24 protein-coding genes are annotated in these 20,362 nt (G+C 70.2%); 9 read left to right on the forward strand and 15 right to left on the reverse strand.

Features of this window, described 5'->3' with window-relative positions; translation table 11 throughout:
• The first annotated feature begins 134 nt into the window (after window positions 1-134).
• Together ACGFYN_RS13000 and ACGFYN_RS13005 are read left to right on the forward strand one after the other, a co-directional pair.
• Window positions 135-1,175: a DUF4097 domain-containing protein gene (locus ACGFYN_RS13000; RefSeq protein ID WP_393866254.1), complete on the forward strand. Its 1,041-nt coding sequence runs from the start codon at window positions 135-137 to the stop codon at window positions 1,173-1,175.
• A 1-nt stretch (window position 1,176) separates the two neighbouring features.
• A complete protein-coding gene (locus ACGFYN_RS13005; protein WP_393865870.1) occupies window positions 1,177-2,232 on the forward strand; it encodes a helix-turn-helix transcriptional regulator in 1,056 nt (351 codons plus the stop codon).
• A 6-nt stretch (window positions 2,233-2,238) separates the two neighbouring features.
• Here the strand turns inward: ACGFYN_RS13005 and ACGFYN_RS13010 are convergent, their stop codons facing one another.
• From ACGFYN_RS13010 to ACGFYN_RS13025, 4 genes are all read right to left on the reverse strand, one after another.
• On the reverse strand, window positions 2,239-2,805 hold the full coding sequence (locus ACGFYN_RS13010; RefSeq protein WP_393865871.1) for a Clp protease N-terminal domain-containing protein: 567 nt from the start codon (window positions 2,803-2,805) through the stop codon (window positions 2,239-2,241).
• Entirely contained in the window at window positions 2,805-3,014 is a 210-nt protein-coding gene (locus ACGFYN_RS13015; RefSeq protein WP_067439455.1) for a helix-turn-helix domain-containing protein, read from the reverse strand. The genes ACGFYN_RS13010 and ACGFYN_RS13015 overlap by 1 nt, the downstream gene beginning before the upstream one ends.
• Window positions 3,015-3,131: 117 nt before the next feature.
• Entirely contained in the window at window positions 3,132-4,097 is a 966-nt protein-coding gene (locus ACGFYN_RS13020; RefSeq protein WP_393865872.1) for a zinc-binding dehydrogenase, read from the reverse strand.
• A gap of 164 nt (window positions 4,098-4,261) precedes the next feature.
• Entirely contained in the window at window positions 4,262-5,482 is a 1,221-nt protein-coding gene (locus ACGFYN_RS13025) for an NADP-dependent malic enzyme (RefSeq protein WP_393865873.1), read from the reverse strand.
• Between the two features lie 570 nt (window positions 5,483-6,052).
• Between ACGFYN_RS13025 and ACGFYN_RS13030 the strand changes: the two genes are divergently transcribed.
• From ACGFYN_RS13030 to ACGFYN_RS13040, 3 genes are read left to right on the forward strand one after another with little or no spacing between them, the layout of a single operon-like run.
• Window positions 6,053-7,015, forward strand: coding sequence for an ABC transporter substrate-binding protein (locus ACGFYN_RS13030; RefSeq protein WP_393865874.1), 963 nt, complete (start codon window positions 6,053-6,055; stop codon window positions 7,013-7,015).
• 29 nt (window positions 7,016-7,044) lie between these two features.
• Complete coding sequence (locus ACGFYN_RS13035; protein ID WP_393865875.1) at window positions 7,045-7,974, forward strand: amino acid ABC transporter permease; 930 nt, start codon at window positions 7,045-7,047, stop codon at window positions 7,972-7,974.
• Entirely contained in the window at window positions 7,971-8,771 is an 801-nt protein-coding gene (locus tag ACGFYN_RS13040) for an amino acid ABC transporter ATP-binding protein (protein WP_393865876.1), read from the forward strand. Before ACGFYN_RS13035 ends, ACGFYN_RS13040 begins: the two co-directional genes overlap by 4 nt.
• A gap of 58 nt (window positions 8,772-8,829) precedes the next feature.
• Here the strand turns inward: ACGFYN_RS13040 and ACGFYN_RS13045 are convergent, their stop codons facing one another.
• Window positions 8,830-9,603: a class I SAM-dependent methyltransferase gene (locus ACGFYN_RS13045; protein WP_393865877.1), complete on the reverse strand. Its 774-nt coding sequence runs from the start codon at window positions 9,601-9,603 to the stop codon at window positions 8,830-8,832.
• Between the two features lie 100 nt (window positions 9,604-9,703).
• Here ACGFYN_RS13045 and ACGFYN_RS13050 point away from each other — a divergent pair, with 100 nt between their 5' ends.
• Window positions 9,704-10,333 (forward strand): CGNR zinc finger domain-containing protein, encoded by a 630-nt coding sequence (locus ACGFYN_RS13050; RefSeq protein WP_393865878.1) that lies wholly within the window; start codon window positions 9,704-9,706, stop codon window positions 10,331-10,333.
• Here the strand turns inward: ACGFYN_RS13050 and sodX are convergent.
• Window positions 10,237-10,671, reverse strand: coding sequence for a nickel-type superoxide dismutase maturation protease (gene sodX, locus ACGFYN_RS13055; protein ID WP_393866255.1), 435 nt, complete (start codon window positions 10,669-10,671; stop codon window positions 10,237-10,239). The two genes, ACGFYN_RS13050 and sodX, sit on opposite strands and share 97 nt — an antisense overlap.
• A 145-nt stretch (window positions 10,672-10,816) precedes the next feature.
• Between sodX and sodN the strand changes: the two genes are divergently transcribed.
• Window positions 10,817-11,212, forward strand: coding sequence for a superoxide dismutase, Ni (gene sodN / locus ACGFYN_RS13060; RefSeq protein ID WP_023546844.1), 396 nt, complete (start codon window positions 10,817-10,819; stop codon window positions 11,210-11,212).
• Between the two features lie 100 nt (window positions 11,213-11,312).
• On the opposite strand, the gene ppk2 is transcribed toward sodN, so the two are convergent.
• The 3 genes from ppk2 to ACGFYN_RS13075 are packed head-to-tail and all read right to left on the reverse strand — an operon-like array spanning window position 11,313 to window position 13,641.
• Entirely contained in the window at window positions 11,313-12,215 is a 903-nt protein-coding gene (ppk2, locus tag ACGFYN_RS13065; protein ID WP_393865879.1) for a polyphosphate kinase 2, read from the reverse strand.
• A 26-nt stretch (window positions 12,216-12,241) separates the two neighbouring features.
• Entirely contained in the window at window positions 12,242-12,475 is a 234-nt protein-coding gene (locus ACGFYN_RS13070; RefSeq protein ID WP_393865880.1) for a hypothetical protein, read from the reverse strand.
• 14 nt (window positions 12,476-12,489) lie between these two features.
• Entirely contained in the window at window positions 12,490-13,641 is a 1,152-nt protein-coding gene (locus ACGFYN_RS13075; protein ID WP_393865881.1) for an anion permease, read from the reverse strand.
• 102 nt (window positions 13,642-13,743) lie between these two features.
• Between ACGFYN_RS13075 and ACGFYN_RS13080 the strand changes: the two genes are divergently transcribed.
• Both ACGFYN_RS13080 and ACGFYN_RS13085 read left to right on the forward strand, forming a co-directional pair.
• Window positions 13,744-14,136, forward strand: a complete 393-nt coding sequence (locus ACGFYN_RS13080; RefSeq protein WP_393865882.1) for a helix-turn-helix transcriptional regulator — start codon at window positions 13,744-13,746, stop codon at window positions 14,134-14,136.
• Between the two features lie 27 nt (window positions 14,137-14,163).
• Complete coding sequence (locus tag ACGFYN_RS13085; RefSeq protein ID WP_393865883.1) at window positions 14,164-14,577, forward strand: VOC family protein; 414 nt, start codon at window positions 14,164-14,166, stop codon at window positions 14,575-14,577.
• Window positions 14,578-14,596: 19 nt separating this feature from the next.
• Here the strand turns inward: ACGFYN_RS13085 and ACGFYN_RS13090 are convergent, their stop codons facing one another.
• The 6 genes from ACGFYN_RS13090 to ACGFYN_RS13115 all read right to left on the reverse strand — a co-directional run bounded on the left by ACGFYN_RS13090 (window position 14,597) and on the right by ACGFYN_RS13115 (window position 20,073).
• Window positions 14,597-15,802 carry an RNA polymerase sigma factor gene (locus ACGFYN_RS13090; protein WP_393865884.1) on the reverse strand — a complete coding sequence of 402 codons (1,206 nt, stop codon included), beginning with the start codon at window positions 15,800-15,802 and terminating at the stop codon, window positions 14,597-14,599.
• Between the two features lie 26 nt (window positions 15,803-15,828).
• Complete coding sequence (locus ACGFYN_RS13095) at window positions 15,829-16,242, reverse strand: YciI family protein (protein WP_393865885.1); 414 nt, start codon at window positions 16,240-16,242, stop codon at window positions 15,829-15,831.
• A 102-nt stretch (window positions 16,243-16,344) separates the two neighbouring features.
• Window positions 16,345-16,545, reverse strand: coding sequence for a hypothetical protein (locus ACGFYN_RS13100; RefSeq protein ID WP_393865886.1), 201 nt, complete (start codon window positions 16,543-16,545; stop codon window positions 16,345-16,347).
• Window positions 16,546-16,637: 92 nt separating this feature from the next.
• On the reverse strand, window positions 16,638-17,231 hold the full coding sequence (locus tag ACGFYN_RS13105; RefSeq protein ID WP_393865887.1) for a GNAT family N-acetyltransferase: 594 nt from the start codon (window positions 17,229-17,231) through the stop codon (window positions 16,638-16,640).
• 236 nt (window positions 17,232-17,467) lie between these two features.
• The gene (locus ACGFYN_RS13110) at window positions 17,468-18,553 is read right to left on the reverse strand and encodes a family 2 encapsulin nanocompartment cargo protein polyprenyl transferase (RefSeq protein ID WP_393865888.1); all 1,086 of its coding nucleotides are present in this window, start codon (window positions 18,551-18,553) and stop codon (window positions 17,468-17,470) included.
• A 113-nt stretch (window positions 18,554-18,666) separates the two neighbouring features.
• Window positions 18,667-20,073 (reverse strand): family 2B encapsulin nanocompartment shell protein, encoded by a 1,407-nt coding sequence (locus tag ACGFYN_RS13115; RefSeq protein WP_393865889.1) that lies wholly within the window; start codon window positions 20,071-20,073, stop codon window positions 18,667-18,669.
• Between the last annotated feature and the right edge of the window lie 289 nt (window positions 20,074-20,362).

Consider the following 20,362-nt stretch of genomic DNA (forward strand, 5'->3'; position numbering starts at 1 on the left):
GGGCGATTCATACCCTTGGTCATTTTCGGGGAGTCGTGGGTCACCAGAACGGGTGTCTTGACTTTCTCCGTCCGCGATATATCGTGAATTGCAGAAGACGCGATATGGCGCGTTACGACGGGGAGGTCTGCACCATGTCCGAGTGGTCCGTCACGGAACCCAGGAAGCTGACGTTCGACGAGCCGGTGCGAGAGCTCCACGTACGCATCGTCAACGGAACGGTGAACGTGGTGGGGACGGACGAAGGTTCCGCCCGCCTCGAAGTCACCCGGATCGAGGGCCCGCCCCTTCATGTGAGCCAGCTGGGCAGCATCCTCACCGTGGCCTACGACGACCTGCCCTGGAAGGGCTTCCTCAAGTGGCTCGACCGCAAGGGCTGGCGGCGCAGCGCCGTCGTCTCCCTGGCCGTCCCGGCCGACACCCGCGTCGAGGTGGGCGTCGTCGGCGCCACGGCCGTGGTCTCCGGGCTGGAGGGGCGCGCGGAGGTCAAGGGCGTCACCGGCGACACCACGCTGGTGGGCCTGACCGGCCCGGTCCGCGCGGACACCGTCTCCGGGAGCGTGGAGGCGCAGGCGCTCAGCGGGGACCTGCGGTTCAACTCCGTCTCGGGCGATCTGACCGTCGTCGAGGCGGGTTCGTCCGTCAAGGCGGACTCCGTGAGCGGCTCGATGATCGTCGACCTCGATCCGGCAGGCCGCCCGACCGACATCAACCTGACCAGCGTCTCGGGCGAGATCGCCATCCGGCTGCCCCACCCGGTGGACGCGCAGGTGGAGGCGAACACCGCGAGCGGCACGGTCTCCAACGCCTTCGAGGATCTGCGGGTCAGCGGCCAGTGGGGCGCCAAGCGGATCACCGGCCGGCTCGGCTCGGGCAACGGCACCCTGAAGGCGACGACGGTCTCCGGCTCGATCGCCCTGCTCCGCAGGCCCCCGGCCGGGGACGACATCTGGGACGTCGAGCCCGAGGACACCGGCCCCGAGGACAGCGTCCCGGAGGAGATTCCTGCCGAGGACATACGGCCGGCGGAGCGGGACAAGGCCGCCGAGGACGGTCCGGCGAGCACCCCGGCGGACGAACCGCACGGCGACTCGGGGGACAATTCCGGTTCCGGCGCGGGCGACGGTGGGACCGACGCCCCGGCCGACGGCACGACCGACAAGAAGGTGCTCTGACATGCCCCCCGTCTTCGCCCACGGCCGCCTCCGCCTCTACCTGCTGAAGCTGCTGGACGAGGCCCCGCGCCACGGCTACGAGGTGATCCGCCTCCTCGAGGAGCGCTTCCAGGGGCTGTACGCACCGTCGGCGGGCACCGTCTACCCCCGGCTGGCCAAGCTGGAGGCCGAGGGCCTGGTCACCCACACCACCGAGGGCGGCCGCAAGGTGTACGCCATCACGGACGCCGGCCGCGCCGAACTGGCCGACCGCAGCGGCGAACTGGCCGATCTGGAGCTGGAGATCCGCGAGTCGGTCGCGGAGCTCGCCGCCGAGATCCAGGCCGATGTGCGGGGTGCCGCGGGCGATCTGCGGCGCGAGATGCGGGCCGCGGCCAGCGAGGCGCGCCGCGGTGGCACCAAGGGGCGCGGCGAGAAGGATGGCGCCCTGGGCGACTTCGCGGACTACGCCGACAAGGAGTCGTGGCGCGCCGCGAAGGAGGAGATGCGGCGCGTGAAGCAGGAGTGGAAGGAGCAGGCCCGGCGTGCCAAGGACGAGAGCCGCCGCGCCCGCGACGAGGCCCAGCGGGCCCGCCGCCAGGCCAAGGAGGCGCAGGAGCGGGCCCGGGCCCAGGCGCAGGAGGAGCTGCAGCGCATCGGCCGGCGGGTGCAGGAGCAGGTGCAGGACCACTTCACGCGCGGCGACTGGCCGACGGGGGTGCGGGAGGGCCTGACCGAACTGGCCAAGGAGTTCGGCGAGTTCGGGAAGGATTTCGGCAAGGAGTTCGGCAAGGACTTCGGGTTCGGGCGGGGCGGCACCGGCACCTCGGCGCCCCGGCCGGAGTACTCGCACACCCCCGAGGACTTCCCCGCCGAGTACGAACCGGCCTGGGCGCACGAGGAGTCCAGCGGCGACGCGGCCCGCGACCTCGACCGTCTGCTCGACCGCTTCCGCGACGACATCCGTGACACGGCCCGCGACCACGGCGTCACCGACGAGCAGTTGCGCGACGCACGCCGCCATCTCTCGACGGCGGCGGCACACATCGGCGCGATACTGCGCCTGCCCAAGGTCTGAGCCCGCTCAGCCCGCCTGCGCCTGCCCGTCGCCGTACAGGAGGCGGATCAGTTGCTCGTGGGTCACCCCGTGGCCCACGAGGACCTCGGCGGGGACGCCGGGGCGGTCGGTGAGGGCGAGGAGGATGTGCTCGTCGCCGATGTGGCGGTCGCCGTGGGCGACGGCGGTGTGCAGGGACCTTTCGAGGACCTGCTTGGCGCCGCGGCCGAAGGTACGGCGGCCCGACCACCAGCCCTTGTCCTTGCGGTCGCCGGACATCGCGCCCACACCGTGCACCTCCTCGACCCGGGCGACGATCTCCGAGACGTCGATCCCCAGTCCGGCGAGGGCGTCGGCGTCGGCCTGGGAGAGCCCGGCCCGCCGCCGCGCCTCGGCGACGGCCTCCCGCACGGACTCCTTGCGCTCACCGGAGAGCCCGAGGGAGGCCAGGGCGAACGACGCGCGGCTGCCCTCCCGTTCGAGCAGCGCGAGCAGCATGTGCTCGGCCTCGACGCACGGTGCCCCCGCCCGTTCGGCCTGCCCGACCGCGCCCTGCACCACCTCGCGGGCGTCCTTCGTGAACCGCTCGAACATCAATGCCTCCCGTACTTCTTGTGCACGGCCTGCCTGCTGACCCCGAGTTCCGCGGCGATCTCCTGCCACGACCAGCCCTGGTTGCGCGCGCTGCGCACCTGCACCGCCTCCAGCTGCTCCAGCAGTCGGCGCAGTGCGGCGACGGCGCGCAGCCCGATCCGTGGATCACGGTCGCCGGCGCGCTCGGCGAGGTCTGTTGCTTCGGTCATGCTGTCAACTTACGTTGACATTCCGAGGTTCGTCAACCCCGGTTGACACGGGCGCCCGCGAAAACGCGGACGGCGGGCCCGGAAACCCGAACCCGCCGCCCGCAGAAAGGGAGAACGTCAGCTGTTGGTGAGCACGATCTTGCCGAACTGCCCGCCCGACTCCATCCGTTCGAAGCCCTCGCGCGCCCGGTCCATCGGCAGCACCTCGTCGATGACGGGGCGGACGCCCGTGGCGGCGCAGAAGGAGAGCAGGTCCTCCAGCTCGTCCTTGGTGCCCATCGTGGAACCGACGATCTTGAGCTCCAGGAAGAAGATGCGGGTGAGTTCGGCGTGCGAGGGCCGGTCACCGCTCGTCGCACCCGAGATGACGAGCGTGCCGCCGGGCTTCAGCGACTTCACCGAGTGGGACCAGGTGGCGGCGCCGACGGTCTCGATGACGGCGTCGACGCGCTGCGGCAGCCGGGCACCGGACTCCACCGCCTCGACGGCGCCCAGTTCGAGCGCCCGCTTGCGCTTGGCCTCGTCGCGGCTGGTGGCGAAGACCCGCAGCCCCGCCGCCTTGCCGAGCACGATCGCGGCCGTGGCGACACCGCCGCCCGCGCCCTGGACGAGGACCGAGTCGCCCGGCCGTACACCCGCGTTGGTGAAGAGCATGCGGTACGCCGTCAGCCAGGCCGTGGGCAGACAGGCGGCCTCCTCGAAGGAGAGCTCCTTGGGCTTGGGCAGGACGTTCCAGGTCGGCACCGCCACCTGCTCGGCGAAGGTGCCCTGGTAGCGCTCGGTGAGGATGGAGCGGGGCTCCTTGGGGCCCACGCCGTGACCGCTCTGCCCGATCACGGAGTGCAGGACGACCTCGTTGCCGTCCTCGTCGACACCGGCGGCGTCACAGCCGAGGATCATCGGCAGCCGGTCGTCCGGGAGACCGACGCCCCGGAGCGACCAGAGGTCATGGTGGTTGAGGGAGGCGGCCTTGACGTCGACGGTGCTCCAGCCGGGGCGGGCCTCGGGAGCGGGACGCTCCCCCAACTCGAGGCCGCTCAGCGGCTGGTCGCGGTCGATCCGGGCGGCGTAGACGGCGAACATGCCGTCGACGATAGGTGGCGTTTGCAGCCGGCGGAACGGAAGGGGGCTGTGACACACGCCCTCTTGCCAAGGTGACGTGCCCGTTCGATCACCTGAACGGGCGGGCGCGCGGGCAAAGAAAATGGCCCCGCCCATGAGGACGGGGCCATCAGGCGTACGGCACGTCAGCGCCGTGCGACGCCTTCCGCCCGGGCCGCGGCGGCGACAGCCGCCGTGACGGCCGGAGCGACCCGCTCGTCGAAGGGCGACGGGATGACGTAGTCCGCGGCGAGGTCGTCGCCGACGACGCCGGCCAGCGCCTCCGCGGCCGCGATCTTCATGCCCTCCGTGATCCGGGAGGCCCGCACCTGCAGCGCGCCCGCGAAGATGCCCGGGAACGCCAGCACGTTGTTGATCTGATTCGGGAAGTCCGAACGACCGGTCGCCACGACCGCCGCGTACTTGTGCGCGACGTCCGGGTGCACCTCGGGGTTCGGGTTGGCCATGGCGAAGACGAACGCGCCCTCGGCCATCGAGGCGACGGCCTTCTCCGCGACCGTGCCGCCGGAGACGCCGATGAAGACGTCCGCGCCCTCCAGAGCCGCCTCGAGCGACCCGGTGATACCGGCCTTGTTGGTGAAGGAGGCGACCTCACGCTTGACCGGCGTCAGGTCCTCGCGGTCCGCCGAGACGACGCCCTTGCGGTCGGCGACGGCCACGTCGCCGATGCCGGCCTCGATCAGCATCTTGGCGATCGCGACACCGGCCGCACCGGCACCCGAGATGACGGCCCGCAGGTCCCCGATCGCCCGCCCGCTCAGCCGCGCGGCGTTGCGCAGCGCGGCGAGCGTGACGACCGCAGTGCCGTGCTGGTCGTCGTGGAAGACCGGGATGTCGAGCCGCTCCTGGAGCTTGCGCTCGATCTCGAAGCACCGGGGTGCCGAGATGTCCTCCAGGTTGACGCCACCGAAGGACGGGGCGAGGCGCACGACCGTCTCGACGATCTCGTCGACGTCCGTGCAGGCGAGCGCGATCGGCACCGCGTCGACGCCGCCGAACTGCTTGAAGAGAATCGCCTTGCCCTCCATGACCGGAAGGGAGGCCTCGGGGCCGATGTCCCCGAGTCCGAGCACCGCCGTGCCGTCGGTGACGACGGCCACGACGGACGACTTCCACGTGTAGTCGTGGACGAGCGCAGGCTGCTCGGCGATCGCGGTGCACACCCGCGCGACGCCGGGTGTGTACGCGAGGGACAGGTCGTCCTTGTCACGGACCGGCACCGTGGCCTGCACAGCCATCTTGCCGCCGCGGTGCAGCGCGAACGCCGGATCGAAGGAATCGAGGGGCTCCGCCCCGTCCTGATCCGTACTGTTGTCGCTGCGAGGATTGACGATCTCCGCTGCCACTTTGTTTTACCCCTTAGATCTTCATTGGTTGAGGGTGGCCACTCCTGGTGAGGGGTGGGCGGGACCGCGCATGCCCGATCTGTTGATGCGTACGGGTCATACGCGACGGGCGCGCCGCACACGCGCCCCGAGCCCCGGATGAGGGGTGTAAAGAACCTTCTTACCGGACGACCCGTACCGAGGACGAGCCCAATAAGTGCAAGGTCACATCTCGGGACCGAAAGGTCACGTCTCGGCGACAAGAATCGTCACGAAATATGGGGACACGTCCACGAAGGATGCCTGACCAGCCGCCGAACAGTGATCAACACCTCGGGGTGCGTTCCCGCATCCCGAGATACGGCGAAGATCTTCCGGCCGGAACGCCGGATTCCCGAAGATGGTCCGGTCATGTTGTACCGACCTGCGGCGGTTCGGGGGTCACCCGTTATCCGATTTTGACATGGCTGCCCCCCTGAACGGATGAGTCCGAATGGCAAGATGCCGTAAACACACGAGGTCGCGACACCCGAAGGTGTGTGTTCTCGTCGACCCATCGGCAACTCCACCCATCCGCCGGAGGAACCCAAAATGACCGCAAGCTCCACCCGTCGTACGACCGCCGCACGCACCCGTCTGGCAGCGGTCGGTGCGATCGCGGTCGCAGGCACCCTGATCCTCACCGGCTGCGGTGACCAGACCGACAAGGGCAGCAGCAACAGCTCGGGCACGTCCTCGTCCTCGGCCCCCCTCGCCGCCAAGCTCCCCGCCGACGTCAAGAAGGCCGGCGTCATCAAGGTCGGCTCCGACATCGCGTACCCGCCGGTCGAGTTCATGCAGAACGGCACGGCCGTCGGCATCGACCCCGACATCGCGGACGCGCTCGGCAAGCAGCTCGGCGTGAAGTTCGAGTTCCAGAACGGCAAGTTCGACAACCTCATCGTGGGCCTTCAGGCCAAGCGCTACGGGATGATCATGTCGGCGATGAACGACACCAAGGCCCGTCAGAACGGCATCGACTCCGACACGGGCAAGAAGGTCGGCAAGGGCGTCGACTTCGTCGACTACTTCACCGCCGGTACCTCGATCCTGGTCCAGAAGGGCAACCCGAAGGGCATCAAGACGCTCGACGACCTGTGCGGCAAGGTCGTGGCCCTGCAGAAGGGCACCACCTCCGAGGGCATCGCCAAGGCTCAGAGCACGAAGTGCACCAAGGACGGCAAGAAGGCCATCAACCTGCAGACCTTCGACACCGATCCCGAGGCGCTGCTCCGTCTGAAGCAGGGCGCGTCCGTCGCCGACCTGAACGACTTCCCGGTGGCGGCCTACAACGCGAAGACCTCCGGCGGCGGCAAGGACTTCGAGGTCGTCGGCGACCAGATCGAGGCCGGTCCGTACGGCATCGCCGTCAGCAAGGACAACACCCAGCTGCGCGACGCCCTGCAGGCCGCGGTGAGCGCGATCATCAAGAACGGCGACTACGCCAAGATCATGCAGAAGTGGAACGTCACGGACGGCGCGGTGACCGAGGCCAAGATCAACGGCGGATCCTGAGCCTCACGCAACGCTGAAAGGCAGTCACCGTGACTGACACTGTCGACAAGACACCGGCGCCATCGGTGCCGCCGGAGCAGATCAAGGCCATCCCCGTGCGCCACTACGGCCGCTGGGTGGCCGGCGTCCTGGTCATCGCCGTCCTGGCGCTGATCGGCGTGGCCTTCTCCAACGCGAAGATCAACTACAGCGTCATCCCCGACTATCTCTTCGACCCGGGCATCGTGAAGGGCGCCTGGACGACGCTGTACATCTCGGTGCTCGCCATGGTGCTCGGCGTCGCGCTCGGGATCATCCTCGCCGTGATGCGGCTGTCGTCGAACCCGGTGACCAGCACCGTGTCCTGGTTCTACATCTGGTTCTTCCGCGGCACCCCGGTCCTGGTCCAGCTCCTGCTCTGGTACAACATCTCGCTCGTCTTCCCGGTCCTGAACCTCGGGTTCTACAAGGACGAGATGAACCAGGTGATGACGCCGGTCCTGACGGCGCTGCTGGGGCTCGGCCTGAACGAGGCCGCGTACATGTCGGAGATCGTCCGGGCCGGCATCCAGTCGGTCGACGAGGGCCAGACCGAGGCGTCGCACGCCCTGGGCATGACCCAGGGCCAGACGCTGCGGCGCGTGATCCTCCCGCAGGCCATGCGGGTCATCGTCCCGCCGACCGGCAACGAGTTCATCAACATGCTGAAGACCTCGTCGCTGGCCTACGCGGTTCAGCTGCCCGAGCTGATCAAGAAGGCCACGGACATCTCCAGCACCTCCCTTGCGGTCGTCGAGATGTATTTCGTGGCCTGCATCTGGTACCTGTTCCTGACCACCATCTTCAGCATCGTGCAGTACTACGTCGAACGCCGTTACGCACGCGGTTCGACGCGCAATCTGCCGCCGACCCCGCTGCAGCGACTGCGGAAGAATCTGCGCATGTTCGGTTCGTTCCGGCGCCCGGAGGTGGCGCGATGAGCAGGCTCACCAAGGACGTCGTCCCGGGCACGAGCGGCCAGCCGATGGTCAAGGCCGAGGGCGTCCACAAGTCGTTCGGGCTCGCGCACGTCCTCAAGGGCATCGACCTCGAGGTCAACCCGCGCGAGGTGTTCTGCCTGATCGGCCCTTCGGGCTCCGGCAAGTCCACCTTCCTGCGGTGCATCAACCACCTGGAGCAGATCAGCGCCGGCCGGCTGTACGTCGACGGCCAGCTGGTCGGGTACCGGCAGAGCGGCGACAAGCTCTACGAGCTCAAGGAGAAGGAGGTGGCGGCGCAGCGACGGGACATCGGCATGGTGTTCCAGCGCTTCAACCTCTTCCCGCACATGACGGCGCTGGAGAACGTCATGGAGGCGCCGGTCCAGGTCAAGCGCGAGTCCAAGGCGGCCGCCCGCGAGCGGGCACAGCGGCTGCTGGACCGGGTCGGCCTCGGCGACAAGATGGCCCAATACCCCACCCAGCTCTCCGGCGGTCAGCAGCAGCGCGTCGCCATCGCGCGAGCCCTGGCGATGGAACCGAAGCTGATGCTCTTCGACGAGCCGACCTCGGCCCTCGACCCGGAGCTGGTCGGCGAGGTCCTCGACGTCATGCGGGACCTCGCGGAGGACGGCATGACGATGATCGTCGTCACCCACGAGATGGGCTTCGCCCGCGAGGTCGGCGACTCGCTGGTCTTCATGGACGACGGTGTGGTGGTCGAGTCCGGCCACCCGCGCGAGGTCCTGACGAACCCGCAGCACGACCGCACGAAGTCGTTCCTGTCCAAGGTGCTGTAAGCGGTACGCGAGGAAGGGGCGGTACGGATCTTCCGTACCGCCCCTTCCTCCTGCCCGGCTACTTCAGCGCCAGCAGCAACGTGTCCGACGGCGAGCACCACACCGGCCGCGCCTCGCCGAAGCCGTGTTCCAGCAGCACGCGCGCGTGCCACTGCGCCGACGGCATGTCCCCGTCCGCGTGGTCGCCGTAGATCTCGAAGCGGCGGGCGGTCGGGCCGGCGAGGGCGGGGTCCTGCGCGGCGAGCTGCCACCACTCCGCCCAGTCGAGGGCGCCGTCACGCATGGCCTGATCCATGCGGGCGTGGCGCTGGAAGCGCTCGGCCGCGTTGATCCGGGGGGTGCTCTCGTCGATCATGTGGTCGGCGTTCATGAAGACGCCGCCGTGGCGCACGAGGGCCGCGATCCGACCGTAGAGGGCGGCCAGGGGGTCGCTGTGCAGCCAGTGGAGGGCCGTGGCGGTGAGGACCGCGTCGTACGTCCCGTACGGCAGCCGTGCCGGCCAGGCCGGGTCCTTGAGGTCGGCCTCGACGAAGGAGACCCGGTCGTCGCCCTCGAAGGTGCCGCGGGCGATGGCGAGCAGCGCGGGGTCGAGGTCGATCCCGGTGCTGGTGGCCTTCGGGAAGCGGCGCAGCAGCCGGGCCGTGATGCTGCCGGTGCCGCAGGCGAGGTCGAGGACGCGCGGCTCGGAACCGACGCAGGCCTCCACCATGTCGAGCATGATGTCGAACCGCTGCTCGCGGTCCGGCATGTACCACTCCTGCTGCCGGTCCCAGCTCCCCTGCCAGGCCTGCCAGTCCGTGCCCGTCGTACCGGTTCCGGTCGTGGTGGTCATGGAATCCCCTCTTCTCCACCCATGCGTAATACCCTGGGAGTGTAGGCAGCCGTTACCTCCTCCCGGACACGACCATAGAGCGCCTCTGTAAGGACTACAAGTGGAACTGGCCTATTACTCGGACTACGCCGTACGTCTCGTGAACAGCGAGGAGCCGGCCCGGGGCAAGGACTCCCTGACCTCGGTCGAGGCCGTCCGCGAACTCTTCGGCGCCAACCAGTCGGCCGCCCGGCGCGCCACCGACGCCGACGTGACGCGGTTCCGCTCGGTCCGGGCGCGGCTGAGGTCCGTGTTCGAGTCGGCGGACAAGGGGGACGAGACGCTCGCGGTGGACCTGCTCAACTCCCTGCTGCTGGAGTTCCCGGTGAGCCCGCAGATCTCGGGCCACGACCACCGGGACGACGACGGCCGCCCGCTGTGGCACATGCACCTGGCGGACCACCCGTCGAACGCCACCGCGGGCTTCGCGGCCATCGCGGCGATGGGCCTGGCCTTCCATCTGACGGAGTACGGCGTCGACCGTCTTGGCCTGTGCGAGGCGGCGCCGTGCCGCAACGCCTACCTGGACACCTCCACCAACCGCTCCCGCCGCTACTGCTCCGACCGCTGCGCGACCCGCGCCAACGTGGCCGCCTACCGCGCCCGCAAGCGCCTGGAGGCGGACCGGTCCGGCAGTACGGGCCTGGCGGCCGACAGCACCCAGCGGGCGAGCGCGAACAGCGAGCGCTGATCGCCCTTGAGGGGCCGGTATCGAAAGCGGACCTTGCCCAGCACCAGGTCCTCGGGCACGGTCCCGTAGTCCGTGCTGTCGCCGCCCGCGTAGGAATTGTCGCCGAGCACCCACCAGCCGCCGTCCCGGCGCTCCGCCGCGCGCTTGACGACGAGCAGGTCCTGCTGGAAGGGATGGCGCAGGACGACCACGTCCCCGGGCCTGATCCGGGCCCCGTAGTGCACCACGAGACGGTCCCCGTGGTGGAGCGTGGGCACCATGGACGGTCCGGTCACCTCGGCCGACCCGAAGGGCAGCAGCGCCCGCCCACGCTCGATCTCCTGCGACAGCTCCGGCATACCCGGCACCTCCCCGGTACGTTCCTCCACCAGTCTCAGTCTGACCCCGGACTTTTGTCCTAAGCCCATGGGGGCACTCGCGAATTCGGCTCCTCCAGGGAGTAATGTCGCACCTGAGAAGACGATCACGAGGAAGGAATGCTTCATGCTTTCCCGCCTGTTTGCCCCCAAGGTCAAGGTCAGCGCACACTGCGACCTGCCCTGCGGTGTGTACGACCCGGCCCAGGCCCGCATCGAGGCGGAGTCCGTGAAGGCCGTTCAGGAGAAGATGGCCGGCAACGACGACCCGCACTTCCAGGCGCGTGCCACCGTCATCAAGGAGCAGCGCGCCGAGCTCGCGAAGCACCACGTCTCCGTGCTGTGGAGCGACTACTTCAAGCCCCCGCACTTCGAGAAGTACCCGGAGCTGCACCAGCTGGTCAACGACGCCCTGAAGGCCCTCTCGGCCGCCAAGGCCTCGACCGACCCGGCCACGGGCCAGAAGGCCCTGGACTACATCGCCCAGATCGACAAGATCTTCTGGGAGACCAAGAAGGCCTGATCCGGGGCCTGTTCGCCAGGACCGGCGATCGGTGCACCATCGCAGGTCCACGGGCACCCCGAAGGGGCCCGGCCGGGCAACCGGCCGGGCCCCTTCGGCTTCACCGGCGGCCGTCGTCGTCCTCGCCCGCCTCCAGCAGGCCCGCCGCCGCGCCCACGATCCGCGGGTCGGGCCTGCCGACGACCTCCTCGTCCTTGTCGGAGTAGTCGAAGCGGGCCAGGACGCTGCGCATGGCCTCGACCCGGGCCCGCTTCTTGTCGTTGCTCTTCACCACCGTCCAGGGCGCGTGCTCGGTGTCCGTCTCACGGAACATGGCGACCTTCGCGGCGGTGTAGTCGTCCCAGCGGTCCAGGGACGCCAGGTCCATGGGGCTGAGCTTCCACTGCCGTACGGGGTCGACCTGGCGGATGGTGAAACGGGTGCGCTGCTCGCTCTGGGAGACCGAGAACCAGAACTTCACCAGGTCGACGCCGTCGTCCACGAGCATCCGCTCGAACGCCGGTGCCTGGCGCATGAAGCGCCGGTACTCGTCGTCCGAGCAGAAGCCCATGACCCGCTCGACGCCGGCCCGGTTGTACCAGGAGCGGTCGAACATCACGATCTCGCCGGCGGTCGGCAGATGCTCCACATACCGCTGGAAGTACCACTGGCCGCTCTCGCGCTCGGTCGGCTTCACCAGCGCCACCACCCGGGCGCCGCGCGGATTGAGGTGCTCCGTGAAGCGCTTGATGGTGCCGCCCTTGCCGGCCGCGTCCCGTCCCTCGAAGACGATGACGATCCGGCGCCCCGTCTCCTTGATCCAGGTCTGCAGCTTCAGCAGCTCGATCTGCTGGAGCCGCTTGTGCCACTCGTACTCCTTGCGCTCCATCCGGTGCCCGTACGGGTAGTTCTCCCGCCATGTGTCGATCGGGGACCCGTCGGGGCGGATGAGTACGGGTTCGTCCGGGTCGCTGTAGTCGACCTTCAGGTCGGCCAGTTCGGGCACCAGGTCCGGCGTCGTCATCCAGTCCTCCTCGGCAGCTCGGCAGCTCAGTGGAACTGCGGCACGATCAGATGGATGCCGTACGCCACCACGGCCGCGCAGGCCAGGAAGCACAGGCCCGCCTGCGCCATGCCGAGCGACGACGCGCCGCCATCCTCCTCACGCGCGCCCTCGTGGCGAGCGAGGCCGAGGACACCGAGGGCGAAGACGACCACCACGGCGACCGTGACGCCGATGCTCACGCCGGTCACCTTGCCGAGTGCGCTCCAGTCCAGATCCATGACTCTCTCCTGCCTCAGGCGGCCGTGCCGACGTGGGCCGGCGTGGCGGTGACGGCCACCTCGTGGTGGTCGTTGACGTTGTCGGCGTGGACGGGGTTGCGGCGCGAGAGCAGGACGATGCCCACGGCGAGCGCGGCGCCCACCAGCGCGACCACGACGATGCCGAAGGTGCCGCCGTGCTTGACGACGCTCGCCGATACGCCGCCGACCAGCGCTGCGCAGGGCAGCGTGACAAGCCAGGCGGCGGCCATGCGGCCGGCGACGCCCCAGCGGACCTCCGCCAGCCGCCGGCCGAGGCCCGCGCCGAGGATCGAGCCGGAGGCGACCTGCGTGGTGGACAGGGCGAAGCCGAGGTGCGCGGAGGTGAGGATGACGGCCGTGGAGGCCGTCTCGGCGGCGAAGCCCTGCGGGGACTGGATCTCGGTGAGGCCCTTGCCCATCGTGCGGATGATCCGCCAGCCGCCGATGTAGGTGCCGAGGCCGATGGCGAGACCGGCGGTGGCGATCACCCACACCGGCGGGCCGGCGTCGTGGTCGAGCGCGCCCGCTGAGATCAGGGTCAGCGTGATGATGCCCATGGTCTTCTGCGCGTCGTTGGTCCCGTGCGCGAGCGAGACCAGCGAGGCGGAGCCGATCTGGCCGAGCCGGAAGCCCTTGGTGACGGACTTCTTGCGGGCGCGGGCGGTGAGCTTGTAGGCGAAGTACGTGGCGATCAGGGCGGCGACGCCGGCCACGGCCGGCGAGGCGACGGCGGGGATGAGGATCTTCTCGACAACCTTGTCGAAGTGCACGGCGTCGGAGCCCGCGCCGACCCACACGGCGCCGATCAGCCCGCCGAACAGGGCGTGCGAGGAACTGGACGGCAGACCGACCAGCCAGGTGAGCAGGTTCCACAGGATCGCCCCGATCAGTCCAGCGAAGATCATCGCGGGAGTGACGAGGGTGTCGTCCACGATGCCGCCGGAGATCGTCTTGGCGACCTCGGTGGACAGGAACGCGCCGACGATGTTCAGCACGCCGCTGATGAGCACCGCGACCTTGGGTTTGAGGGCGCCGGTGGCGATGGACGTGGCCATCGCGTTCGCGGTGTCGTGGAATCCGTTGGTGAAGTCGAAAGCGAGAGCGGTGACGATCACGACCGCCACGAGGAACGTGATGTGGTCCATTCCATTAGGGGAACAAGCGCTTTCATACGGCAGACGAACACGAGGCAAAGCACGTGCCAGATCCCGGCGCCCGGGCGGTGAGCGCCGTGCGATGCTGACGTGGTGAACCGTGAGGATCTGGTACGCCTGCGCCAGGCGCGCGACCGCATGGACCGGGAGTACGCCGAGCCGCTCGACGTATCCGCCCTGGCCGGCACCGCCCTGATGTCGCCGGGCCACTTCCAGCGCAGCTTCCGCACCGCGTTCGGCGAGACCCCGTACGGCTATCTGATGACCCGCCGCATCGAGCGCGCGAAGGCCCTGCTGCGCCGCGGCGACATGAGCGTGACGGAGGTCTGCCTCGCGGTCGGTTGTACGTCCCTCGGGTCCTTCAGCGCCCGCTTCACGGAACTGGTGGGCGAGACACCGAGCTCCTACCGGGCCCGCTCGCACGAGGAGAGTGCGGAGATCCCGCCCTGCGTGGCGCGGGCCTACACGCGTCCGAGACGGGCATAGCACCCGTCACGACCTTAGGTTGGACTCATGGACCTGAAACTCAGCAACTGTTTCATCGCCGTCGACGACCACGACAAGGCCGTCGCCTTCTACTGCGACGTCCTGGGTCTGGAGATCCGCAACGACGTCAAGTACGAGGGGATGCGGTGGGTGACCGTCGGGTCGCCGCTCCAGCCGGACGTGTCGATCGTCCTGGAGCCGCCCGCGGCCAACCCCGACCTCTCCCCCGCCGACCGGGACGCGATGGAGCAGCTGCTGGCCAAGGGCATGCTGCGTGGGGTCAACTTCACCACCGAGAACTGCGACGCCCTCTTCGCGCGCGTCCGGGAGTCGGGCGCCGAGGTGATCCAGGAGCCGACGGACATGCCGTACGGCGTCCGGGACTGCGCCTTCCGCGATCCGGCGGGGAACATGCTGCGGTTCATGGAGCGTGCCGCCTGAGTGCTCGGGGCGCCGCGCGTCAGTCGTCCAACCGGGCCGCCCGCGCCCGCAGATAGCGCTGTTCGGGCAGGCTCAGGGTCTGCGCGGCCGCAGACTCGTAGGCGCGGCGGGCCTCGGCCAGGTCGCCCGCGCGCTCCAGGAGATGGCCGCGCGCCGCGTCGAGGCGGTGGCCCGACTCCGGGCCCAGCAGGTCCAGTTCGGCGAGCCCGGCCCGCGGGCCGTCCACCATGGCGAGGGCCACGGCGCGGTTGAGGCGCTCGACGGGGCCCGGGACCTGACGCACCAGCACCTCGTAGAGACCGAGGATCTGCCGCCAGTCGGTCTCCGCCGCGGACGGCGCCTCGTCGTGCAGGGCGGCGATGGCGGCCCGCACCTGATAGGGGCCCGCCGCGCACCGGGACAACGCCCGGGTGACCAGCGCGACACCCTCCTCGATCGCCGCCTTGTCCCAGCGGGAGCGGTCCTGCTCGTCGAGGGGCACGAGTTCGCCGTGCGGGCCGGTGCGGGCGTCGCGGCGGGCGTCGGTGAGCAGCATCAGGGCCAGCAGACCGGCCACCTCGCCGTCACCGGGCAGCAGCCGGTGGACGCCACGGGTCAACCGGACGGCCTCGCCCGCCAGTTCACGGCGCTGGAGGCTCGCCCCGGACGTCGCCGTGTAGCCCTCGTTGAAGATCAGGTAGAGGGTGTGCAGGACGGCTGGCAGCCGGATCTCCCAGTGGTCCGGGCGCCCGAAGCGCACGCCGCGCAGTCTCTGCTTGGCCCGGCTGATGCGCTGCGCCATGGTCGCCTCGGGGACCAGGTACGCACGGGCGATCTCCGCGGTCGTCAGGCCCCCGACCGCGCGCAGGGTGAGCGCGATCCGGGCGGCTGGGGCGAGATCCGGATGGCAGCACAGGAACAAGAGCGTGAGGGTGTCGTCCTCGCGCGGCGCCCGGTCCTGCCCGGTCGCGAGCCGCTCGGTGAGCGCCGCCGCCCGCTCCTCCCGCGCCCGCCGTGCCTCCTCCGACCGCAGCGCGTCGGTCAGCCGCCGCGCGGCCACCTTGATCAGCCAGCCGCGCGGGTTGTCCGGCAGACCCGCCGTCGGCCACTTCGCGGCCGCGGCCAGCAACGCCTCCTGTACGGCGTCCTCGGCGGCGTCGAAGTGGCCGTACCGGCGCACCAGCGCGCCGAGGACCTGCGGCGCGTGCAGGCGCAGCAGGTCCTCTACATCGGTGGGCGTGTCCATGGGCGTGCCCGGACGTCGGGACGGACTCACACGTCCGCGGAGATGCCGTCGATAGGCCGGATCACCACCGGATACGTGGGCGCCCCGGCGGGCTGGGGGCACTGCAGGATGCGCTCGGCGATCTCCGTGACGCGCTCCAGGCTCGCGCAGTCCAGGACCCAGTAGCCGGCCAGCAGTTCCTTGGTCTCGCTGTACGGACCGTCCGTGATCACGCTCTTGCCGTCGTCGCCCGGGCCGACGAACCGGGTCCTCGCCGGCTCGGTCAGGCCCTGCCCGTCGACCATCTCGCCGGACTCGGCGAGGTCGTCGTTGAGCGCCCCCATGAAGGCGTACATGGCCTGGACCTGCTCCTGCGTCCAGGCCGGGGAGTGCTCGCTGCCCTTGCCCTGCATGGCCTCGTAGTCCGCCTGCGAGCCCTGCACCATGACCAGGTACTTCATCGTTCCGCTCCTTCGGCTCTCGCCGCCCGTCGCGGGCGGCTCTCACAGGGGACGTCGGAGCCGGACCGGGATTCTCGACACCCGGGACGACGGAGCCGGGATTCAGGGCTGCGACGCGGCCGTCTCCCCGGGCTCCTCACCGGCCTTCCCGGCCTGGCCCCCGGGGACGTAGGCCTCGCAGCCGGGGTTGTGGCACGGACCCGCCACCCAGCGCGGTACCCACGCGCCCAGCGTCTTGTAGCGCCTGACCACGGTCTCCACGGGCTGTCCGCACACCGGACAGACGTGTTCTGAGCTGTCCATGCCCTCAGCGTAGGACGGCCAGCGCCCGCGCGCGTACGGACGAGCACGCCGTTGCCCGACGATCGCGTCCTGGCACACGCGCCGGTCCAGGCTCACGCGCGTGGGTCGCGCCACATCGGCCACATCTGCGGGCCGTCGGGCAGGTCCAGGGGACGGCCGGCCAGGTCGAAGCCGAGGCGCTCGTACAGCGCCCGGCTGCGGGCGCTGCTGGCCTCCAGGTAGGCGGGCAGACCTTCGCGGTCGCAGCGGTCGAGGACGTGCTGGACGAGCTCCGTGCCCAGCCCCTCGCCCTGCCGCTCCGGCGTCACGCCGATCATCCACAGGTACTCGTGGGCGCGCCCGGCCGGGTGGGCCTCCGCCGTCAGCCGGCCTATCAGCTCTATGCGGTCGTTCCCGGGGTCGATGGCTTCCCTGAGCTGGGCGAACCCCTCGTCCTCGGCGCCGTGCTCCTCGGCGGGCACCGACAGCCACAGCGCGCACGCACTGCCGTCCTCGGTGACGTCGATCCGGCCCTCCTCCAGCACGATCGCGGTGAACGCGGCCATCAGCCTGTGGTGCGTCCTACGGCGGTACTCGTCCCCGGGGAAGACCCAGCCGCTGACCGGATCGTCCTGGAAGGCCTCGTCCAGCAGCCGCACGACCAGCTCCCGGTCCCCCTCGTCCGCCGTGCGGATCGCCACGCCCATGCCCCGTCCCTTCCCCCTCAACCGACTTCGCCCGTACGGCTGTTGATCGTATAGCGGTACGTCTCGGCGAGTGGGCCGCAGGGGCGCGCCCGAGGCGAACCGAGCCTCGAAAAGGGAGGTTGGCGGGTCCCGCACACCGTGGGGATGTGCGGGACCCGCCTGGCCGGAGCCATGGTGGCCGTGCGGGGTCAGGAGCCGCACGGCCCCGGCCGGCTCCGGGGTTCCGGGTGTCGCGGTCAGCTGCTGCGCCGGGTCACGAACTCCAGCAGCGCGAGCAGTTCGCCCGCCTCCGCCGGGTCGGCCACCGCCCGGGCCAGCTCGCCCATCGCGCGGGCCATCCGGTCGGCGGCCTGTATCTGCGCCCAGTCACGCCCGCCGGCCTGCTCGACCGCGAGCGCCGTGCGCGCGATCTGCTCCTCGTCCTCCTTCTCGTACGGCATCGCGTACAGCTCCGCCAGCTCGGAGGCCGCCGGGGTGCCCGAGGTGAGAGCGGCGACCACCGGCAGGGACTTCTTGCGCGCCGCCAGGTCCGCGCCCGCGGGCTTCCCGGTGCGGTGCGGATCGCCCCATATGCCGATGACGTCGTCGATGAGCTGGAAGGCGAGCCCGGCCTCGCGGCCGAACGCGTCCAGCGCCTCCACGTCCTCACGCGACGCTCCCGCGTACAGCCCGCCCAGCGCGCAGGCGCATCCGATCAGCGCGCCCGTCTTGGCCTCGGCCATGGTGAGCACCTCGTCGAGGGTGACGTCGCCCGGGCCGCGCCGCTCCATCGCCGTGTCCGAGTGCTGGCCCGCGCACAGCTCGACGACGCAGGCCGCGATCCGGGCGGCGGCCGGGGCGGACGCCGGGTGCGGGTCCTCGGCGAGCATCCCCAGGGCGAGGGCCTGCAGGGCGTCCCCGGCGAGGATCGCGTCGGCGTCACCGAACACCGTCCACGCGGTGGGCCGGTGCCGGCGGGTGGTGTCCCGGTCCATCACGTCGTCGTGCAGCAGCGTGAAGTTGTGCACCAGCTCCACCGCCGCGGCCGCCCGGACGGCCGCCTCGCGCGCCGCCGGCCCACCGAGCGCGGTGGCCGCGGTGAGGACGAGCGCGGGGCGGATCGCCTTGCCCGCGTTGCCCGCGGCCGGGGTGCCGTCCGCGTGCTCCCAGCCGAAGTGGTAGAGCGCGATCCGGCGCATGGAGCCGGGCAACGAGTTGATGGCGGCGCGCAGTTCGGGGTCGACGGACGCCCGGGTGCGCTCGAGGATCACGGCCGCGTCGTGCCCGTCGAGCGGCTGCGTGGCCGGGACGTGCTGTTTCGCCTCCGTGAGGAACTCGGCCATGGGATCTCCCTCGGTCAGTTCGCGGACGGTGGCACTTCCGCTGCGACTGGGCGCATACGACCGGGATCTACCCACGCCCGTGGACCCGGACACGGCTTCCAGGTGCCGAAACGTCACCTCCAGCGGCCGATCTCGACGTTCTCCAGCACGCCGAGCGCATCCGGCACCAGGACCGCGGCCGAGTAGTACGCCGTCACCAGGTACTTGATGATCGCCTGCTCATTGATGCCCATGAAGCGCACGGACAGGCTCGGCTCGATCTCGTCCGGGAGGCCGGCCTGCTGGAGCCCGACGACGCCCTGCTCGGCCTCTCCCGTACGCATGGCGATGATCGAGGTCGTACGGGCCTCGGAGACCGGGATCTTGTTGCACGGGTAGATCGGCACACCGCGCCAGGTCGGGATGCGGTTGCCCGCCACCTCCAGGGTCTCGGGGACGAGTCCGCGCTTGTTCAGCTCGCGGCCGATCGCGGAGATCGCGCGCGGGTGGGCCAGCAGCATCTTGGTGCCGCGGCGGCGGCTCAGCAGCTCGTCCAGGTCGTCGGGGCTGGGCACGCCGTCGTGCGGCTGGAGCCGCTGGTCGTACTCGCAGTTGTGCAGCATGCCGAACTCGCGGTTGTTCACCAGCTCGTGCTCCTGGCGCTCCTTCAACGCCTCCACGGTGAGCCGCAGTTGCTGCTCGGTCTGGTTCATCGGCTGGTTGTACAGGTCGGCCACGCGCGAGTGGATGCGCAGCACGGTCTGGGCGATGCTCAGTTCGTACTCGCGGGGCCTCGCCTCGTAGTCGACGAAGGTGTGCGGGATGTCCGGCTCGCCGCTGTGGCCCGCGGCGAGGTCGACGACCTTCTCGCCGTACTTGTTGGTGCGCTGCTCGGGAATCGCCCGCAGCTGCTGGAGGTGCTCGCGCAGGGAGTCGGAGCGCTCCGCGACCTGCTCGACGTCCTGGCGGGAGAGGCTCAGCACGGTGCACGCGGTGTCCGCGCGGGCGGTGTACTCCCAGATGGCTTCCGGGTCGAGCAGCGACGCCTCGCCGAAGTAGGCGCCGTCGGCGAGCACACCGAGCACCGCGTCGTCGCCGTAGGGGCCCGTGCCGATCTTCTCGACCCGGCCGTGCGCGAGCAGGTGGACCTCGTCGGACTGGCTCCCGAACGAGGCGATGACGGAGCCGGGCGCGAACTCCTGCTGGCGGCAGCGCTGGGCGAGCTCGGCGAGCACCTCCTCGTCCTCGTACGACCGCAGTGCGGGGAGTTCGCCGAGTTCCGCGGGGATGACCTCGACACGGTCGCCGGTCTTCACGAACGTGATGCGGCCGTCCCCCACGGCGTAGGTCAGTCGCCGGTTGACGCGGTACGTCCCGCCCTGGACGTTGACCCACGGCAGCATCCGCAGCAGCCAGCGCGAGCTGATCTCCTGCATCTGGGGCGCGGACTTGGTGGTGGTGGCCAGGTTCCGTGCGGCGGCCGTGCCGAGACTCTGCTGCGGCTTGCCCTGCTCCGAACGGACCTCTTCGCCTACCGACATATGAGAATTGCCTTCCCGGTCTTGCGGCGACGCGGACGGCGCCGTGCATCGCGACTTGCACGGACCAGCCTTCCATCACTGAGCGTGCCGGTGCTATTACACGAACGAGCGGGGTTGGATCTTCGCGCGACTGGGCACAAATGGGGCTCCTGTCCGACGGCCGCGCACACGAGATGGCCGGATCCGGCCCCTCTCCATGGCAACGATGTGTGACCGACTGCTCACTTTCGGTACAACCCCCGGCACGGAGGGTCGCGTCGGGCGGCCGTCGGCACAGCGCGAAGGAGGC

It is taken from the genome of Streptomyces sp. NPDC048419, from assembly GCF_043200415.1.
Taxonomy (GTDB): Bacteria; Actinomycetota; Actinomycetes; order Streptomycetales; family Streptomycetaceae; genus Streptomyces.

Excerpts from the sequence above, each read along its gene's own strand:
- ACGFYN_RS13005 (WP_393865870.1), top strand. The coding sequence starts at position 1,177 with ATGCCCCCCGTCTTCGCCCACGGCCGCCTCCGCCTCTACCTGCTGAAG.
- ACGFYN_RS13100 (WP_393865886.1), bottom strand. The coding sequence starts at position 16,545 with ATGGACAGCTCAGAACACGTCTGTCCGGTGTGCGGACAGCCCGTGGAG.
- ACGFYN_RS13015 (WP_067439455.1), bottom strand. The coding sequence starts at position 3,014 with ATGACCGAAGCAACAGACCTCGCCGAGCGCGCCGGCGACCGTGATCCA.
- ACGFYN_RS13075 (WP_393865881.1), bottom strand. The coding sequence starts at position 13,641 with ATGGACCACATCACGTTCCTCGTGGCGGTCGTGATCGTCACCGCTCTC.
- ACGFYN_RS13040 (WP_393865876.1), top strand. The coding sequence starts at position 7,971 with ATGAGCAGGCTCACCAAGGACGTCGTCCCGGGCACGAGCGGCCAGCCG.
- ACGFYN_RS13020 (WP_393865872.1), bottom strand. The coding sequence starts at position 4,097 with ATGTTCGCCGTCTACGCCGCCCGGATCGACCGCGACCAGCCGCTGAGC.
- ACGFYN_RS13045 (WP_393865877.1), bottom strand. The coding sequence starts at position 9,603 with ATGACCACCACGACCGGAACCGGTACGACGGGCACGGACTGGCAGGCC.
- sodX (WP_393866255.1), bottom strand. The coding sequence starts at position 10,671 with ATGCCGGAGCTGTCGCAGGAGATCGAGCGTGGGCGGGCGCTGCTGCCC.
- ACGFYN_RS13115 (WP_393865889.1), bottom strand. The coding sequence starts at position 20,073 with ATGTCGGTAGGCGAAGAGGTCCGTTCGGAGCAGGGCAAGCCGCAGCAG.
- ACGFYN_RS13000 (WP_393866254.1), top strand. The coding sequence starts at position 135 with ATGTCCGAGTGGTCCGTCACGGAACCCAGGAAGCTGACGTTCGACGAG.
- ACGFYN_RS13070 (WP_393865880.1), bottom strand. The coding sequence starts at position 12,475 with ATGGATCTGGACTGGAGCGCACTCGGCAAGGTGACCGGCGTGAGCATC.
- ppk2 (WP_393865879.1), bottom strand. The coding sequence starts at position 12,215 with ATGACGACGCCGGACCTGGTGCCCGAACTGGCCGACCTGAAGGTCGAC.
- ACGFYN_RS13090 (WP_393865884.1), bottom strand. The coding sequence starts at position 15,802 with ATGGACACGCCCACCGATGTAGAGGACCTGCTGCGCCTGCACGCGCCG.
- ACGFYN_RS13110 (WP_393865888.1), bottom strand. The coding sequence starts at position 18,553 with ATGGCCGAGTTCCTCACGGAGGCGAAACAGCACGTCCCGGCCACGCAG.
- sodN (WP_023546844.1), top strand. The coding sequence starts at position 10,817 with ATGCTTTCCCGCCTGTTTGCCCCCAAGGTCAAGGTCAGCGCACACTGC.
- ACGFYN_RS13085 (WP_393865883.1), top strand. The coding sequence starts at position 14,164 with ATGGACCTGAAACTCAGCAACTGTTTCATCGCCGTCGACGACCACGAC.
- ACGFYN_RS13030 (WP_393865874.1), top strand. The coding sequence starts at position 6,053 with ATGACCGCAAGCTCCACCCGTCGTACGACCGCCGCACGCACCCGTCTG.
- ACGFYN_RS13010 (WP_393865871.1), bottom strand. The coding sequence starts at position 2,805 with ATGTTCGAGCGGTTCACGAAGGACGCCCGCGAGGTGGTGCAGGGCGCG.
- ACGFYN_RS13105 (WP_393865887.1), bottom strand. The coding sequence starts at position 17,231 with ATGGGCGTGGCGATCCGCACGGCGGACGAGGGGGACCGGGAGCTGGTC.
- ACGFYN_RS13095 (WP_393865885.1), bottom strand. The coding sequence starts at position 16,242 with ATGAAGTACCTGGTCATGGTGCAGGGCTCGCAGGCGGACTACGAGGCC.